Source organism: Paenibacillus naphthalenovorans (assembly GCF_900099895.1).
Classification (GTDB): Bacteria; Bacillota; Bacilli; order Paenibacillales; family NBRC-103111; genus Paenibacillus_G; species Paenibacillus_G naphthalenovorans.
The window spans coordinates 33,001-50,178 of sequence record NZ_FNDY01000014.1; the positions used below are offsets into that span (position 1 = coordinate 33,001).

The window sequence follows — 17,178 nt, forward strand, 5'->3', positions numbered from 1 at the left end:
ACGCATGCCGATTCGGCATGACATAAGGCGGTTCTTCCGCACGTCATATGGATTTTTTAAACGATCATAGAATGTTTAAGCTCACTAAAGCGTTGAAGTAATCCAAGGAATGCTGCACCAAGGAAAACTACCATTAAAAACAATCTGGCATCTTCGACAAGACTCCGTTAGGAGTTTTTTATAAAATAGCATAGTTTTCCAAAATATTCAAGTCTTTTTTTATTTCACAAGGGCCTGATTCACACATGGCCAATACGCGGGAACGGCCCGGCAAGAACGAGAAGAATCCCGGTACTGCACGGGACCCGGCATCCCATTCACCGATATCGGAGGCAACCATCCGCTAGCGCATGCTGAAGATATCCATTCTTAACACTTTGTAAATTCCCCTCAGACATCCACAAACAATTTACATTCAATTAACCTTGAGAAAACATGGACCCGCTACAATGAGTCATGGATTAGAAGTAAACCATCCCGGAAAGGAGTTCCTTCATGTCCACGCTGGAAAACAATGCCCTGGCACGCGGGACCATGAAAAAAAAGAAACTTGCCTTCTCCAAAGGTCTCAAGCTTCAATCGCTGCGGTCCGTCCGCTTAAAGGAACAGGCGCTGGCTTATGTCTTCCTGGCTCCGTCCCTGCTGCTGTTCGGCGTGTTTCTGTTCTATCCGCTGCTGAAATCGGTGTATCTCAGCCTTCACTTGACCGATCCCCGCGGAAGGATAGCGGCATTCGCCGGTTTCGACAACTTCAAAGAGCTGTTCGCTTCGGACGCCTTTATGAAGAGCCTGCAGGTGACGCTCTCATTTACGCTCCTGACCGTGCCCACCTGCATTATCCTGGCGCTCCTCCTGGCCGCTCTTACGCACAACAAGCTGGGCGGGATGCGTTGGTTCCGGTTCGTCTTCTCGCTTCCCGTAGCCATTTCCGTCGGAACCGGCTCCGTCATCTGGATGATGCTGTACCATCCGAGCCTCGGGACGCTCAATTACTTTCTTACCCTGATGGGCTTGAATCCCGTAAATTGGCTGACCGATCCGGCCTGGGCCCTGGTTTCGGTCGCCATCATGACGATTTGGATGAATCTCGGCTTCAACTATATCGTCCTGCTCAGCGGGCTCCAAGGCGTGCCGGAGGACATCTACGACAGCGCCAGGATCGACGGCTCCGGGCCGCTGCGCACCTTTGCCCGCATCACCCTCCCGCTCGTTTCCCCCACCCTCTTTTTTGTGGGAATCGTTTCGGTGATCGGGGCTTTTCAATCGTTCGGGCAAATTCACATCTTGACTAAGGGAGGACCGATGAACAGCACCGACGTCATCGTATTTAACATTTATCAGGATGCGTTCGTCAATTTCCGCTTTGGCATCGGCAGCGCGCAGGCGCTTGTTCTGTTTGCGATCATTCTGATTCTGACGGCGGTGCAGTTCCGCTTTCTGGAAAAGAAGGTGCATTACCAATGACGTCCCGTCTGCAGAATACGCTGATCTATGCCGTTCTGACGATCGCCGCCGTCATCATGCTCTATCCGATCGCTTACACGCTGTCGGCCGCCATGATGACGAATGCCGAGTCGGCCACCTATCCGCCCAGGCTGCTTCCCGGAAGTCTGAATTTTGAAAACTATTTGTCCGTGCTGCAGCTGATTCCGGTCGGGCGGTTCATTGTGAACAGCTTTTTCGTTTCCGGCGTCATTATGATCGGACAGCTCATTACGGCCAGCATGGCCGCATATGCCTTCGCCTTCCTGCGGTTTAAGGGCAAATCGGCATGGTTTGCCCTCTTTATGTCCACGATGATGATTCCGTGGGAAGTTACGATCATTCCCAATTACTTGACCGTCAAAAGCTGGGGCTGGCTCGATACGTATCAGGGCTTGATCGTTCCGTTCCTCGCTACGGCGTTCGGAACGTTCCTGCTCCGCCAGTTTTTCCTGCAGCTTCCGGGGGAGCTGTTCGAAGCCGCCAAAATCGACGGCTGCGGCCATCTGCGAAGTTTCTTCCGGCTTGTGCTGCCATTGTCCAGACCTGCACTGGCCACGCTCGGCGTGTATTCGTTTCTGACGCATTGGAACATGTACCTGTGGCCGCTGCTCATCACCAACGGTGAAGCGATGCGTACGGTGCAAATCGGCATCAGCATGCTTCAGTTTGAAGAAATGACCTCGTGGAACCTGGTGCTCGCCGGCGTCGTCATGGTCATGCTTCCCACGCTTGTCCTCCTCGCGCTCGGTCTTAAGCAGCTGGTGCAGGGGATGACCGCCGGAGCGGTCAAAGGGTAACCAACCGCGCCATGGGCCTACTAACGGGTCCGGCGCCCGATATAAATCTATTCCAAAGGAGAGATCAACCGTGATAAAACCACTCAAGCTGAACCAAAAATCCTCTTTAACGCTCCTGCTTGCTTTTGTCATGCTGGTTTTGGCGGCATGCGGGGGAACGACTGCCGGCGGGGGCGACAGCAAGCCTGAGGCAGGCGAAGCCAATGGAACGGAAGCGCCGAAGGCCTCCGAGCCGGTCAAAGTCGTGTGGTGGCACTCGATGAGCGGAGAGCTCGGCAAAGCGGCGGACAAGCTGGTAGCCGACTTTAACGCCTCGCAAAAGAATGTCGTGGTGGAGGCCGTATTTCAAGGCACCTATGATGAGAGCCTGAACAAAATGAAGGCGTCCATGGATTCCAAGAGTGGCCCGGCGTTGATCCAGGTATATGAAATCGGCAGCCGCTTCATGATCGATTCCAAAGCGATCACCCCGATACAGCAGTTTATCGATGAGGAGAAATTCGATATATCCGCATTGGAAGAAAATATTTTGAACTATTACACCTTCGACGGCAAGCTGTATTCGATGCCTTTTAACACGTCCAACCCGATCCTGTACTACAACAAGGATATGTTTAAAGCGGCCGGCCTCGACCCGGAAAAGCCGCCGGCCACGTATGAAGAAGTAGCCGAAGCCGCAAAGAAGCTGACCAAGGACGGACAAACGGGCGCCTCCTTCGCCATTTACGGCTGGTTCATAGAGCAGTTCTTCGCTAACCAGGGCGCCGAGCTCGTCAATAACGGCAACGGGCGTACAAGTCCCGCAACGGACTCGCTGCTGGGAAGCGAGGCGGGCGTCAAAACGATGACTTGGTGGAAGCAAATGATCGATGACAAAACGATGCTCAACCTCGGACGTAAAACGGACGATACGAAAAAAGCGTTCGCCGCCGGACAAATCGCCATGACGCTGGATTCCACGGCAGCTTTGCGCGGCATCGTGAACGCAGCGGAAGGCAAATTCGAAGTCGGCACCGCCTTTCTGCCGAAGCCCAAGGACGCTCAAGACGGCGGCGTTATCGTTGGCGGCGCGAGCTTATATATCCTGAACAACCGATCCGAAGCCGAGCAGAAGGGCGCCTGGGAATTCATCAAATTCCTGACCGAACCGAAGCAGCAGGCCTTCTGGTCCGTCAACACGGGATACTTCCCGATTACGAAAAAAGCATACGACGAACAGCTTGTTAAGGATAATATGGCGAAATATCCGCAGTTTAAAACGGCGGTAGACCAGCTGCACCAAACCAAAGCAAACAAAGCGACGCAGGGCGCAGTCATGGGCGTTTTCCCTGAAGCGCGTCAGCTCACCGAAGGGGCGATCGAGGAAATTCTGAACGGCAAAAAATCGCCGAAAGAAGCTCTCGACAGCGCAGCAAAGGAAATTTCCACCCGAATCCAACAGTACAACAAAACCGTGAGCAAGTAAGCAAAAGCATACGACAAAGCCGAGGGGAATTGCACCGCCCTCGGCTTTGTTTGGCTTCTATATTTTTTCGATCATGCTGCGGGCGACCCATACGCCTGCCGCGCCCGCTTGCGCCAGCCCCCGGGTCACGCCTGCGCCGTCCCCTCCGCAGTACAAGCCCTCGATCTCCGTCTCCAGGCGCTCGGTAAGCTTGGGCCTTGCCGAGTAAAACTTGGCTTCTACACCGTAGAACAATGTGTGCTCGGACGCAATGCCCGGAGTCACCTTGTCCAGCGCCTCCACCATCTCAATCAGGCTCTTCATCGTATTGTAAGGAAGCACCAAACCCAGATCGCCCGGCACCGCTTCTTTGAGCGTCGGCTCCAAAAAGCCCTCCTTGATTCTCGTTTCCGTGGAACGTCTGCCCCGGATAATATCGCCGTATTTCTGTACGATGACCCCGCCGCCGGATAAATCGTTGGCCCGCTTGCATATTTCCCGCGCATACTCATTCGGCTTATCGAACGGCTCCGTAAACCGGTGCGACACCAGCAGCGCGAAGTTCGTATTGGTTGAGCCGAGCGCAGGGTCTTTATAGGCATGGCCGTTAGCGGCCATCACTCCGGAATGATTTTCAACGACCACATGGCCGGACGGATTGCTGCAGAAGGTGCGTACGCGCGTACCGACCGACGTATTGAAGATGAATTTTCCTTCGTATAAATGCTCGTTGATTTCATGCATCACCACATCGGACGTTTCCACACGCACACCTACGTCCACCTGATTGTTATACATTTTGAGACGGCGCTTGCGCAGCACCTCGGTGAGCCAGGCCGATCCGTCCCGGCCGGGAGCGACCAGCACCTTGTCGGCTTCAACTTCTTCACCGTTTTTGAGGACGATACCTTGGATACGGTGCCCGTCCTCCGTCTTTGTCGTCAACAGATCGGCTACCTCCGTCTTGAACTGCATATCGATTTTGGTTTTCAAGTAGGCGCTGATGGAGCGCAGGATTTCCAGGTTTTGCTCGGTGCCCAGATGCCTTACCTGAGCCCTCAGCAGCTTCAGCCCGGCCGCATAACCCCGCTGTTCTATGGAGCGGACCACTGGAGTGGTCGGATCGGTTACGTTCTCCGTCGCCCCGTGTTTGAGATTGATGGCGTCCACATAGCGGATCAAATCGAGCACACGCGATGGAGGGAGATAATCCGTCAGCCAGCCGCCGAATTCGGTCGTAATGTTGAACTTGCCGTCGCTGTACGCCCCGGCTCCGCCGAAACCGGCGGTAATCGAACAGGCCGGTAAACAGCCGGCGTACTCCTTTTTGCCTGCAGGCGGCGGACACAGCTGAATCTTCTCCTCTAGGATGGGACATCTTCTGCTGTCAATATCGTGCCCTTTATCAATCAGCAGCACCTTGAGCTGAGGCGCTTTCAATGTCAGCTCGTACGCTGCGAAAATTCCGGCCGGTCCGGCTCCGACAATAATAACATCGTATCGTTTGTTCATGAGTGAGTGTGCCTCCTTAGCATAATGAACGCAAACCAAAAAATCCCGGCTTCGAAAGGGTGCGGCAAAGCGCCCTGTTCGTAGCCAGGAATTTGCGGTTCCTTGGTAGAAACCCTTGACCCATATTGTCAAGGATATACGATCGGTAGAGTAAATATTAGGTTTTGAACACAACAGAATCATAAGTCAATTCTTGAATATTGTCAATGGCATATCGCAAAAATGTTCGTGTTCATCTTGCATTATTCGGATCAATTCCGTTTGCCGATATAACATTTAACCCGAAAGCCGAATGTTTTTGTCATCACACGAAAGAAGGAAAGTGATCTGTCGTCACTTTCCTTCCCGTTTACATCCACCTTTTCGTTTTCGGTCTGCGGCTTGTTTGGCGCTTTCTTTTCCTTCCTGCGGAGACAGAGCTTCTCCCGTTTCTCGTACCGTTCAGCTTCAGCGGCTTTCCGGCTGCCGCTTGTGATTCGTTAATCAGCCGGGCTATTTTTTTTAAGACCGGAGACATTTGCTCCGCCGACTGGTAGATAGAACTCATTTTATCCAGCGCGCTGATGACTTCATCGAGACCTTCGTTCACGTTGCGGATGACCGCAGGGAACCTGTTCAACATATTCAATCACCCTCTAATCGTTCCTCCGAATCTCAATTTATTGTATGCAGCAATAAGCCCGGACGGTTTAGGCGGATGACCCGGATGCCCCGAGGGCCCGCAAAATAAATTCCCAGCTCTGCTTTGCAGTCGAACACGGATCGTGGTGTGTATTTGAAAGAAGCGGTTGAAACGAATCATATTTCTTGTGAACCAGAATCATTCCGATGACCGTCATGAGGGCATGATCAAGCGAATCAAATTGAAACCGGCCTTCCTCTCGCCCTTTTTCCAACAGCTCCCGAACCTTGAACCAAACGGGATAAGTAAACGAGGTAACGATCGGCTTGCGCGGAGAATTCATCATAATTTCCTGCTGTACAATGGTGCTGAGCTCCATGTCCGTCATGCTGAAGTGGATGATCTCATGAACGAGCAGCTTCAGCCCCTCCACCGGATCTTTGAAAACGCCCTCAAACTGGGCCAACCGGTGACCGGGAAAGAAGGATTCGAAAATCGCCCGAAACACCTTTTCTTTGCCCCCGAAATAATAGGAGATGAGAGCAACATTAGCGCCCGCTTCCTCACAGATTTGCCGTACACTGGTACCGTCAAAGCCTTGTTGTGCAAATAGCTTCTTGGCCGAAAGCAGTATGCGGATCTTCATATCGGACTCGGTCTGTATCATAATGCATCTCCTTACCGGATTCTTTTAATTTCATTATGTAACTTTCCCCCATAGAGTGCAAGCCAAAGGCCGGCAGGATGACTGCCTGCCGGCCCCGTCATATTTCAAGCCCCCGTTGCTGCGGTATTCGCTGTCTTCGAATGTTCCGCTGCGTCCGGAATCGTTCCGGTTTCCTTACGCAGGCCTGTTGCCAGAAGCCCGACCGCCGCGCAGACGGTCATGATGAGAGCCAGTGCACCGATATCACGCGCCGTTCCCGGACCTCCGAATAACAGGTTCATAGCACCCTCTACCGCATAAGTAGCCGGCAGGTATTGGCTGATGGTAAAGTAAAAGCCGCCCAGGAGCTCACGCGGAACCATAGCGCCGGAAGACACCAGTTGAATCGATAGCATGGAGATATTAAAGAGCATACCCGCCATGCCGAAAACGATCAAAAACATTTGCGAGAAAAACATGAATGTCATCAGGAACAAGGCCTGGAACAGCCAGAAGGCCAGGAAACCGGAACCCATTTGTCCACCCAAAGCAACCACCAGCGAGGAACCGACCAGTGCAATCATGACGGCGGACACCGCATTGATGAAGACGCGGGCGCCGAATTTGCTCCATTTGGAATAACCCGCTCCGAGCATCCCCGTTGCCTGCTGCAGATTCATACCCATAATCATTGCGCCGACGAATGAAGCAAGCACCATCATCATCGGGATCATTTGGTTGTGCATCCCCTGAACCGGATTTGTAAATTCGAGATTCGCGGCCACCTTATCGGTCAATCCCCGGGCCATAGCCGCTGCTTCTTGCGCAGGAATATGGGCTTGTACCAGAATAGCTTGAGCGCCCGCTATCGCCGCTTCTTTGCCCACCGAGGCCGTCACGCCGCCGGCAACACTCTGCATCATGCTCTTGATCAGGGCCGGATTGGACTCGTTGATGGTATAGTTGATCTTCGCTTGCTGACCAGGGGTCTGCAGCTGCTTGGTAAATTCCGCAGGAATATGCAGCACCATCTGTACCTCACGCCCGTTCAGCATTTCCTTGGCTTTGTCCGCAGAGCGTTCGCTGATCAATTGAAAGGGCAGTGATTTTGTCAACTGCTCTTCCACTTTTCGTCCGAAACCGGGGTCATCGTTCACGACGGCGATTTTCAGTTGCTTCGTATTATCGTTCACGCCTTCATATCCGGTCATCCAAATCAGGCTGAATATAATTTGAAACATCATCGCCGTCATGATTCCTATCTTCGTAGCCGGCTTTTTCAAATACGCTTGTAAAGCTTGAAGCATGGTCTTTCTCTCCTCTTATGTATATATGTTAAATGCTTATTTTAATTAAACGTTTGTTTGAATCATATGAAATATCTTCCCTATTGTCAATACCTTACTACAGGGATTTGTTCGGGTATCCGATCCACCCTCGCAAGGCTCCCTGTTCTCCTGTAAATGACCGAATGCCATTTATAGTAGCCGCGGAGTCAACACCGACATAAACTGTATTGACTTTTTCGCTGCCGCAGGGAGCCTTGACGCAGTGGCGGTGGAGCCGGTATTCGTTACCGCGCGTTACCGCCTGCGCTTAAGAAGCGTCAATGACAATGCCTGTGCTTGCTGCGCAGAATAATGACCAGCAGGATGAAGAGCACCAAAATGAGAGCCGCTGAAGTATAGCCGTGTCCATGCCAATGATGATGGTGATGTTTTTTCGGTGTATAGATGTTGATCTCCTCGTAGCTGGCATGCACGTTGATCGGCGCGGGATATACAGGCTGCGGCAGCGATACGGGCGATACGTACGTCGGCATCGGACCTATGTTCGGGCCTACATTCGATAGCGGAGCATAGGCCGTCGGACCGACATGCGTTTTTGGTACAGCGGTAGGTTGATACTTTTCCATAAGGCGAACACCTCCATAAGATTTGACGAAAGCACAAGAAGCCAGCTTCATTTCTTGTGTTTTTGCGCATTCAAGCGTTCCCGGGAACTCGTTACTTGCCTTACTTGAACACACCATTAGTCTATGGAGAGATACCCAACGGGAGCACGGTGTTCACCTATGCCCGGGAGAAAAATAGACATTTACCGCCATCGGTCAAGGCAGGAAAAAAGCGTCCCATTCTGCTGTTTCCGGCAGAATGAAAGACGCCTTGGATTAGACATACGGATTATGCTCCCGTTCATAGCCAATGCTGGTCCTCGGGCCGTGGCCCGGGTATACAATGGTATCGTCCGGCAGTTCGAACAGCTTGCCGTGGATCGAATCCAGCAGCTCCTGATGACTCCCGCCCGGCAAGTCCGTACGTCCCACGGACAGCTTGAACAAGACGTCACCGCCGAACAAATGCTTGCCGTAGAGAAAGCTGACGCTTCCCGGGGAATGGCCTGGGGTATGGAACACCTTGAAGCTGCTGCCCAGTACCGATAAATTTTGCCCGTCGGCCAGCGAGTACTCGGCAGGAGCGGTAGTGATCGGTCCGGTAACATCAGGCCACCTGGCCGATCCGTTTTTCTTCGGATCCACCAGCCAATCCGCCTCGTCGTCATGCAAATAGACAGGGCAGCCCTTTAAACGGCGCAGCTCTTCTACCCCGCCTATATGATCAAAATGGGCATGTGTAAGCAGAATCGCTTCAATCTCCATGTCGGCCACGCGTTTGAGCAGCGGATTGGGATTCATGCCGGGATCGATGACAACCGCTTTGTTCTCGCCGGGGAGCGAGATCAAATACGCATTCGTCTGCAGAGGACCCAGAGAGAACGACTCAATGACAAGTTCCTTCGTTTCCATCGTCATCGGCTCAGAAGGAGGACAGCAGCTCGCGCAGTTCTTTTACGATGACGGTCTGGTAACCGGTCCCCTCACCGTACTGACGGCCCATTTCCTCACGCGCAATTTTGATTTTATCTTGATAATCCGCAGCTTCACGGTCCGGATTCTCTTGTTTGAATTTGATCATAACCTCCTGCACATGCTTCGGACGCGGTCCCCACTGTCCCAGCACAAATCCGCTGAAATCCGTGAAAATGACGATCGGAATCGCCTCTCCGCCCATGGTCAGAAATTGCTCCATCACATCGGGATGCTCCTCTTTGATCAGAACTTCCGTCGGGATGCCGGAAATCTCCAAAGCGCGGAATACGACCGGCACATTGCGCACCACATCGCCGCACCAATCAGCAGCCAGAATAAGGCAGCGGAGGTCATCGCGGTTGTTCAGCGATTCAAAAAACGCCTTATCCTCTTCATCCTCCCACTTGAACAGATCGTACCACTCTTTGAATTTATCCTGATTCTTGGTCATCCCGTCGATAAACTGCTGCGGGGACAGCCCTTTGCGAAGCTTGCTGCTTAAGTTTTTGCTCATCGGAATCCATTCCTCCTTCAAATGTGCTGCTATGGATTATTGTACCAAAAAAAAAGTCCCCCCTCCAACCGGAACGGGGACCAAACAAGCATGATCATTTCCTTATCTTGGCACAGCTTTGCTGCGCTTTATCCATTTGATGATAATATACACCGCCGCCACAACGATAGCTGCAAAAATCAAGGGCTTCACATACGGGCCAGCCACCTGATTGATCTGCTCCCAATTATCCCCCAGAGAGCGTCCGAGATAAACAAAAATGATGACCCATGGGATCGTCCCGAGCGTAGTATAGAACATAAACTTGGCCAACGGCATACGCGCCATGCCCGCAGGGATGGAAATCGCCTGCCTCAGCACCGGGATGAAACGGGCCAGAAACACCATGACCGGACCGTAGCGATTGAACCAGTCCTCCGCGATATCCAGATGCTTTTTTTTCAGGTGCAAAAATTTGCCGAACTTGTCCAATGCCGGCCGGCCGCCGTAGCGTCCGATCCAGTACAGAATGATCTGCTGGAACAAACACCCGAGGAGTCCGAACACGATGGCTCCGATCAATGAGATCTCCCCGCGCGAGATCAGATAACCGGCATAGGCCAGCACAATCTCACTCGGAATGACTTCCAGCATCAGGCCGATCAAAATCCCCCAAACGCCCAATCCCTCAACAAACCTTAACGCCGAAAGCACCAGTTCATGGAGCAGCTCACTCATTTCTCCAGCCTCTTTCTTTTCTTCACAAATTTCTGTTCTTGTCTATTATTAGCCTATTTTATTCTAGCACACTCTTATGCATGCCGCATCCTCCAATGCTCCTGCAATAACAGTGCCGCCGCTTCATCTGTCCGGAAGCTCCGGAATTCGGCCGTGTCATGATCAGACAAGTTCCCGCATACATTGGTACAAACGATCCTAATTCCTACAGGTGATGCTCATGACCAAAATATTCGTGGTAAGCAAAAAAAGAATAAAAGCACTCAAAATCGGAGCCGCCGCCTTGCTGCTGGCCTCTGCCGCACTGCTCTTCTGGGAGCAGGACGAGATCCGCACCGTCATGAGTCCCGACGCTCCGGAACGAACCGTCAATCTGGTGACAGGTGAATTCAAATCGACGGGACCGGACGGCAAGACGATTGAAGCGTATCGGTGGGACCCCGGTACCATTTACGTGAAAAAGGGGGAACGCATCCGCCTGAGCATTTACGGCGTAAACGGAGCGAGCCATCCCTTTATCATTGACGGAATGAACATTAAAGGCGAAGTGAAAAAAGGTCAGGAAACCGTTGTTTCCTTCCGTGCCGATAAACCCGGCATCTACAGGATCATATGCCTGACACACCCCGATATCGCTCATAACGGCCCGATGATCGGATATTTGGTGGTGGACGAATAACTTGGGAAACGGCAACAGCGGGGGCCGCTCCGTGAGTACCCGTACCGCCTCCTTGCGCATAGCATAAAGCAAGGAAGGAGGTGCCGGACTCATGAATCAAGGAAACAAAATGAAGCACAACCAACAACTTCCATCCGCACGGCTCATCCGCCGCACGTGCAGCCGGGAGCTGTACCGGGCACGAAAAAAAATGGGGGGATATATAACCCCCCATCTGATCAAGCAGGCGGATGAACTGTATTATAAAAAGGTGCTGCTGAACCTCCCTTATATTGTCGAGAACGGCAGCAACCGCAAAGTACTGGCGGATTGGTTCGATGAAAACGTATGCGGCGAAATCGCCGCCTTATGGAACGTGGAGCCGGGGGTGCTCGGCAGAGCGTTCCGGGAATCCTTCGGGGGCTGACGCAACAGCGCGTCGGTCTTTTCTTTCGCCCTGAAGGACGCCTTACTGCCCTTCCGTGCTTGCAAAGGGGGCCTTGCTTCTGTCATTCCATCAGGAGTAATATCCGCTTTTCGGAAATTCGTCATTTAATACCCAGTTGCCGATATTCCTAAGCTTATACTCAGCAGGATTATGCTGGGTATGGGTGCGGATATTTCGCCAGAACCGGTCAAAGCCGTATTTGGACGCAGTTGAGCGCGATCCCATCACTTCGAAAATGCGATTGCTGATGTCCAGCCCGGCTTTTCCGGCAGCCACATTGGCCGCCGCCACGAGTACAGCACATTCCCCACGTTCCTCTTCGGTTAAACTGAATTCTTTGGCCCACACTTCATCTACTTTATTCGCCGCCTTCTCAACCTGGACGAACCGCTCGCTAGGTTGATTCCCGCTCTTCCGCTGCTGATATGATCCAACGTTGAAAGGGCTTTTGCCACCACACCGGGGTGCCACAGGCCTGACAAAACTTGCGTGACTAATCGTATGTTTCTGGTAACCGGAGCAAGCGAAGCCGCCAAAGCCAAAGCTTCCAGCTGGTTCTCGCCCCCATCTTCGGAAAAAAAGCGAGACAGGAAGAATGCATACTTGAATCCCGCGTTTTCAGCCGCTTGTATATACCTTTTGTTTGCCTCAAATGACCAGTCCGCTTTCCTCGAACCGTTCGATTTCACGATTCCTCCGCTAACACTAGGTACCCAGTAGGCAAATTGTAATGTCATACGATTCCTCCTCTCCATATTAACCCAACTAAATAAGTAGGTATTATATGAATAATGTACACTCAGTATAGGCAGACGCAAGCTTTAATTCAACGAACAATATTCGTCCGAATGAAGTCTATGCAACATTTTGTCGATATTTGTTGTACATTTCGTAAATAAACTACTTTAGGAAATACCTTTGTTTATCCAGCCAACTTTCATTGGGAGACGCTTCAATTGAGTAAGCATACCCTAGACGTGGGGCTGTCAGATCGTTGAGAAAATGATTTTTTGCTTCCCGATTCGAAATAGGCGTGACGAGATGACGTATATGATTCATCAAATTACCGCGGTGTCGTAATAAATTGCCGTTGCAAATAAAAATACTGTTGAGACAGTCTCAGCAGTAAAACAGAAATGGATTTTGTGTTGTTTAAACATCATTTTTTTAGTTTTGTCTTCCGTTATCCTCCATGCCGATGGCTTTATAAATACCGAGCGAAGCAAGCCGCGTCAGCTGCAGAGCCATGTGATGCGGTGAATAAATGATATCTTTTTTGACCCAATTTTCCGCTACTCCCATCACGGACGAGCTTGCGTAGTCGAGGACGATATCAAGCGGAACCGAGAGCTTCTGCTCCATTCTCAACCTGGAAATCCGGTCGTAAAGCGCTTCCCGGATCACCTCTTGCATTTTCAGCTTAAACCTCTCCTGCTCCAGGAAAGTAAACATCACCTTGTAGAACCTTGCACTATCGGCCATGTAATTAAATAATACGACAAAATAAGGATCCGGCTCATCGAACTTCAACAAGCGAGACTCGACCTGCGGGCCGGTTTCTTTAAACAGCTTGGACAGCAGAGCCAGTTTTTCCTCAATGATGGTATCTAACAAATCGAATTTATCCTGATAATGGGCATAAAAGGTCGATCGGTTGACATTCGCATGATCGGCAATATCTTTAACCGATATTCTCTCAAAGCCTTTTTCCAAAATAAGCGAAATCAACGATTCCTGAATCATCAGCCGAGTTCGGTAAATACGACGGTCCAGACTGGTAAAGTCGGTTCGCATGCTTCATCCCTCCATCAAATGGTTTCTGCTCAATTCATCCCTATTTGTGGTTTAAATGTTCTTTTACCAACACTTCTTTATATTTAGTTGTTTATCAAACTTATGTGCATCAACTGTCGATTGCTGGAATTTACAATACAGCTATAATAAAAACATATTAACCCTAGTTTATCAATAGGTTTTGTTTACATTTTTTTTATAAGGAGTTGTGTAAGCTTTTGCGAGGAGAACAATTTGTCAAAAGTTTAAATGATGGCCGCAAGATTTGGCTGGATGGAGCACTGGTCAGCAATTTGCCAAAGCATCAGGCATTCAAAGGTACGCTGGAAACACTCCAACGATTATTTAATATGCTCGATGTGCCAGGCGTCAGGGAAACGATCGGATTTGTTCCGCCCGGCGGCAGCAAGTTTGCTCACGCCTCCTTTCTTGTGCCTTATACCCCCCAGGATTTATTGAAGCGCAGAACCAGTTTTGATTGCTGGGCCAGAGAAACCAACGGAATGATGAGCCGGATATCCGATTATGGCCGGTCTATGATCACGGGCTGGTATGCGGCCAGAAAGCAGCTTGGACTGCTTGATCCGCATTTCGAGTCCAAAATAACCAACTATTACAAAGAAGCACGGGACCGGGATTTGTTCCTGACAACGGCTATATTAGATCCTCAAATCGACCGTTCCAACGGTTTGGATGACAGCCGTATAAACGAACGGTTTCTCCATGTTGTAAAGGAAACGAGCGATGGCATTGTCGTTCGCGGTGCCAAAATGATTGCAACCGGTGCGCCATACACACACGATTTCATTATTTTTTCGTTCTTGAATTTCGAGGCAAAAGACAGCAAGCATGCGCATATTTTACTGGTTCCGGCTCATTCCGATGGACTGCATATTATTTGCCGGGAGTCGTTTGCCAGTCAGAGACCGCAAGATCATATATTGAGTTCGCGTTATGAGGAAATGGACGCCGTATTGTTTTTTGACGACGTGTTTATTCCTTGGGAACGGGTGCTGCTGTATGGAAATCCCGACAATGTCCTGAAGCTTCGGGGCAACAAGACGGCAAATTCGCTCGCCTTCCATCAGACGGTTGTCCGGTTTGTATCCAAGCTCGAATTTGTTACCGGGGTTGCCTTTGCCATTGCGGAATCGATTGGCGTTCAGGGTTTTTTGCATATTCAGGAGAAATTGGGCGAATTAATAACGCAAATTGATGTGATGAAGGCGCTGGTCATCGCCTCCGAAACGATGGCGAGGCCGGATGAATCCGGAGTTCTGGTGCCTGAGATATCATTCATTGATACGGCAAGGAATATTGGAACGAAATATTACCCGAGAGCCATTGAGATTTTACAGCAAGTAGGCGGCGGCGGGTTTGTCCAAGTGCCGTCCAGCATGGAAGATTTCTATGGACCGATCTCCAATCTGATGCATTTGTACTTTGAAGGGACTTCTGTCAGTGCGGAGAAAAAAGTGCAGCTGTTTAAATTAGCCTGGGATTTGATAGGAAGTCCGCTCGGCTCCCGTCATGAGCTGTATGAGCGATTTTATGCCGGCGATCCGGTACGTGCCTATGCCAGCCAATATGTGAAGTTCGAAAAAGAGCTGTTAGTCGATCCGGTTTGGAAATTATTGAAAGAATCGAGCAAAGAAGGAGGGTAATACCGAAATACCGGTCGATTCCCACTCACGTCGACGGCCGTTATTCAGGCAAAGCGAAGGAGAGAAAGCAGTCAGCTTTGCTTAGGGCAAGCAAATAACGCAGACCGCCGACGATGAGGGGAACGCTAGATTTCATACGGCCGGCCAAATTTAAATGATAGTTGCCCAAAGCTTTTATTTAAGGTAAGATATTAGCATATAAGATATTAGTCTTTTGCCCTATAGGCCGACATCCGAATGTGTTGAGACCATCCCGCATTATGAAAGCCTTCTCAACGAATCGGTGAACTTTTCATTTGGAGGATCGAATACCTTGGAAGATGTCAATTTGTCCAAAACGAATCATGCTTATGAATATATAAAGAAAAGCTTAAAGAATGGCCGATGGAAATTCGGGGAAGAAATCTCCGTCATTGAAACCGCAAAGGAACTGGGATATTCGAGAAGACCGATTATTGATGCATTAAAAAAGTTGGAGCTTGAAAATTTTGTGGAAATTGTGCCTCAAACCGGTTGTCGGGTCGTTAATTACACCAAAGAACAAATGCACGACCATTTCTTGTTCGTCATGGTTCTCGAAGGCATGGCCGCCCAGTTAGCGGCAGAGCGCCGTCTGGATTCGGAAGTCGAACAGTTATATCAAATCAATAACGAATTGCATCAGTTGGTTACGAAAGAAAACTTTGCAAAAGATGAGTACTTCGTAATTAACAGAAAGCTTCATCATGCCATACTTAAAATGGCCCGTTCCGAAAAAATATACAATCTGACCAAAAATCAATGGGATCTGAACGATTTTTATTTAATTAATGTGTCTTTGTTTGAACATGACGCAACGCAAACGATTGAAGAGCATAAAAATATCATCGATAAAATAAAAATGCGCGATCCTAAAGGGGCCCGCGCCATTATGGAAAGCCATATTATGAAATTTGCCACGATCGTAGGCAACTCAAAAATTTTAAATTAACTATGTCTTGATTCAAATAAGGGCAAAGACTTTTCAGTCTATGCCCTAACCTGCAGGCCCTGCTAATTTCAAATCTGCTTAAGCGAGGTGCCATTAAATCCATTGATTATTGACCGGAGAGACCTCCAGGAATCGTTCCGGATAAGACGGGCCCCACCACAGTCTTCCTCTTTTGTCGTATTCCTCCCAAGTCCATTTTACCGGCGGCAAATCGATATCTCTTGAATAATCTCCCGTATAAATTTCGGTTCGATTGCCGTCAAAATCGCGGATATATAAGAAGAAGGCATTACTCAATCCGTGTCGTCCGGGGCCAAACTCAATCGCATCCTGGTAGCCGGCATCCGCCAGAAGATCCGCCGTCCGGATAATTTCAGCCGGTCCCTGAACCGTATAAGCCACATGATGCAAGCCGGCTCCTGAAGCGGATTGAACCAGCGCCACATCATGGGTGCCCTGACAGCGTCTTGTCCAAGCGGCAAAGGTACCATTATCCTTCTCCACATATTCCGATACGCTGAAGGACAGCTCATCTCTCCAATATTTCAGGGCTTGATCCACGTTGGCCACGCGAATATTCATATGATCGATTCGCAACGGCGGAATTCCTCTATCGCGGTGCGTTGCACGCATAGGCAGATGGTTCAGTCCACCCTGTGGATTGTAAACGTTGACCTGCTGCATAGCATGGTAAAACTCGATCGGATGGCCATTCGGCTCAACAATACGCAGAGCTCGGCCTTGCCCGGGCTCCGTACCTTCCGGAACCATCAGGGTTGGAACCCCAAGACGTTTATGATGATCCTCCAGTCGGTCCAAATCTTCCGGATCGGAGACCCGAAGCGCAAAGTGACCCAAGCCACCGGTTTTGCTTTTGGTCAAGGTCAGGGTATGAAGGTCGAATTCATCTACTCCGCGTAGATAAATATGATCTTTGTCGGAATCGTGCTCTCTAAAGCCAAGAATATCAATGTAAAATTCCCGCGCTCTTTGCATATCGGTTACAAACAATTCGCAATGTCCCAGTCTTAGAATCAA

19 protein-coding genes and 1 riboswitch are annotated in these 17,178 nt (G+C 50.2%); of the genes, 7 read left to right on the top strand and 12 right to left on the bottom strand.

What is annotated here, in order from left to right; all coding sequences use genetic code 11:
* Window positions 1-534: 534 nt before the first annotated feature.
* The 3 genes from BLT35_RS14725 (at window position 535) to BLT35_RS14735 (ending at window position 3,747) form a co-directional block, all read left to right on the top strand.
* Entirely contained in the window at window positions 535-1,464 is a 930-nt protein-coding gene (locus BLT35_RS14725; protein ID WP_373864974.1) for a carbohydrate ABC transporter permease, read from the top strand.
* Window positions 1,461-2,282 carry a carbohydrate ABC transporter permease gene (locus tag BLT35_RS14730; RefSeq protein ID WP_074728695.1) on the top strand — a complete coding sequence of 274 codons (822 nt, stop codon included), beginning with the start codon at window positions 1,461-1,463 and terminating at the stop codon, window positions 2,280-2,282. Before BLT35_RS14725 ends, BLT35_RS14730 begins: the two co-directional genes overlap by 4 nt.
* Before the next feature lie 130 nt (window positions 2,283-2,412).
* On the top strand, window positions 2,413-3,747 hold the full coding sequence (locus tag BLT35_RS14735; RefSeq protein ID WP_074728763.1) for an ABC transporter substrate-binding protein: 1,335 nt from the start codon (window positions 2,413-2,415) through the stop codon (window positions 3,745-3,747).
* A gap of 57 nt (window positions 3,748-3,804) precedes the next feature.
* On the opposite strand, the gene BLT35_RS14740 is transcribed toward BLT35_RS14735, so the two are convergent.
* From BLT35_RS14740 to uptA, 8 genes are all read right to left on the bottom strand, one after another.
* Complete coding sequence (locus BLT35_RS14740; protein ID WP_074728697.1) at window positions 3,805-5,238, bottom strand: NAD(P)/FAD-dependent oxidoreductase; 1,434 nt, start codon at window positions 5,236-5,238, stop codon at window positions 3,805-3,807.
* Between the two features lie 61 nt (window positions 5,239-5,299).
* A riboswitch (purine riboswitch) is annotated at window positions 5,300-5,400 on the bottom strand.
* Between the two features lie 187 nt (window positions 5,401-5,587).
* Window positions 5,588-5,860, bottom strand: coding sequence for a hypothetical protein (locus BLT35_RS14745; RefSeq protein ID WP_054818520.1), 273 nt, complete (start codon window positions 5,858-5,860; stop codon window positions 5,588-5,590).
* Window positions 5,861-5,927: 67 nt separating this feature from the next.
* Window positions 5,928-6,527, bottom strand: coding sequence for a TetR family transcriptional regulator (locus BLT35_RS14750; protein WP_054818519.1), 600 nt, complete (start codon window positions 6,525-6,527; stop codon window positions 5,928-5,930).
* 104 nt (window positions 6,528-6,631) lie between these two features.
* Window positions 6,632-7,813 (bottom strand): YhgE/Pip domain-containing protein, encoded by a 1,182-nt coding sequence (locus BLT35_RS14755; RefSeq protein ID WP_074728700.1) that lies wholly within the window; start codon window positions 7,811-7,813, stop codon window positions 6,632-6,634.
* 299 nt (window positions 7,814-8,112) lie between these two features.
* Window positions 8,113-8,421, bottom strand: coding sequence for a YjcZ family sporulation protein (locus BLT35_RS14760; RefSeq protein WP_074728703.1), 309 nt, complete (start codon window positions 8,419-8,421; stop codon window positions 8,113-8,115).
* Window positions 8,422-8,676: 255 nt separating this feature from the next.
* Window positions 8,677-9,312: an MBL fold metallo-hydrolase gene (locus tag BLT35_RS14765; RefSeq protein ID WP_054818524.1), complete on the bottom strand. Its 636-nt coding sequence runs from the start codon at window positions 9,310-9,312 to the stop codon at window positions 8,677-8,679.
* Between the two features lie 10 nt (window positions 9,313-9,322).
* Window positions 9,323-9,889, bottom strand: coding sequence for a thioredoxin family protein (locus BLT35_RS14770; RefSeq protein ID WP_054818517.1), 567 nt, complete (start codon window positions 9,887-9,889; stop codon window positions 9,323-9,325).
* A gap of 102 nt (window positions 9,890-9,991) precedes the next feature.
* Window positions 9,992-10,606, bottom strand: a complete 615-nt coding sequence (uptA, locus tag BLT35_RS14775; RefSeq protein WP_054818516.1) for an undecaprenyl phosphate transporter UptA — start codon at window positions 10,604-10,606, stop codon at window positions 9,992-9,994.
* Window positions 10,607-10,826: 220 nt separating this feature from the next.
* On the opposite strand from uptA, the gene BLT35_RS14780 reads away from it, so the two are divergent.
* Together BLT35_RS14780 and BLT35_RS14785 are read left to right on the top strand one after the other, a co-directional pair.
* Entirely contained in the window at window positions 10,827-11,285 is a 459-nt protein-coding gene (locus BLT35_RS14780) for a cupredoxin domain-containing protein (protein ID WP_062409684.1), read from the top strand.
* Window positions 11,286-11,376: 91 nt separating this feature from the next.
* The gene (locus BLT35_RS14785; RefSeq protein ID WP_074728705.1) at window positions 11,377-11,691 is read left to right on the top strand and encodes a dehydrogenase; all 315 of its coding nucleotides are present in this window, start codon (window positions 11,377-11,379) and stop codon (window positions 11,689-11,691) included.
* Window positions 11,692-11,781: 90 nt separating this feature from the next.
* Here BLT35_RS14785 and BLT35_RS14790 read toward each other — a convergent pair whose 3' ends face one another.
* The 3 genes from BLT35_RS14790 to BLT35_RS14800 all read right to left on the bottom strand — a co-directional run bounded on the left by BLT35_RS14790 (window position 11,782) and on the right by BLT35_RS14800 (window position 13,506).
* On the bottom strand, window positions 11,782-12,060 hold the full coding sequence (locus BLT35_RS14790) for an acyl-CoA dehydrogenase family protein (protein WP_254777570.1): 279 nt from the start codon (window positions 12,058-12,060) through the stop codon (window positions 11,782-11,784).
* A gap of 5 nt (window positions 12,061-12,065) precedes the next feature.
* Complete coding sequence (locus BLT35_RS14795) at window positions 12,066-12,449, bottom strand: LLM class flavin-dependent oxidoreductase (RefSeq protein ID WP_062409685.1); 384 nt, start codon at window positions 12,447-12,449, stop codon at window positions 12,066-12,068.
* 430 nt (window positions 12,450-12,879) lie between these two features.
* Window positions 12,880-13,506: a TetR/AcrR family transcriptional regulator gene (locus BLT35_RS14800; protein ID WP_062409686.1), complete on the bottom strand. Its 627-nt coding sequence runs from the start codon at window positions 13,504-13,506 to the stop codon at window positions 12,880-12,882.
* 218 nt (window positions 13,507-13,724) lie between these two features.
* Between BLT35_RS14800 and BLT35_RS14805 the strand changes: the two genes are divergently transcribed.
* Both BLT35_RS14805 and BLT35_RS14810 read left to right on the top strand, forming a co-directional pair.
* Complete coding sequence (locus BLT35_RS14805; RefSeq protein ID WP_074728707.1) at window positions 13,725-15,170, top strand: 4-hydroxyphenylacetate 3-hydroxylase family protein; 1,446 nt, start codon at window positions 13,725-13,727, stop codon at window positions 15,168-15,170.
* 313 nt (window positions 15,171-15,483) lie between these two features.
* On the top strand, window positions 15,484-16,140 hold the full coding sequence (locus BLT35_RS14810; protein WP_062409688.1) for a GntR family transcriptional regulator: 657 nt from the start codon (window positions 15,484-15,486) through the stop codon (window positions 16,138-16,140).
* Window positions 16,141-16,233: 93 nt separating this feature from the next.
* Here BLT35_RS14810 and hpaD read toward each other — a convergent pair whose 3' ends face one another.
* Window positions 16,234-17,178: a 3,4-dihydroxyphenylacetate 2,3-dioxygenase gene (gene hpaD / locus BLT35_RS14815; RefSeq protein ID WP_062409689.1), complete on the bottom strand. Its 945-nt coding sequence runs from the start codon at window positions 17,176-17,178 to the stop codon at window positions 16,234-16,236.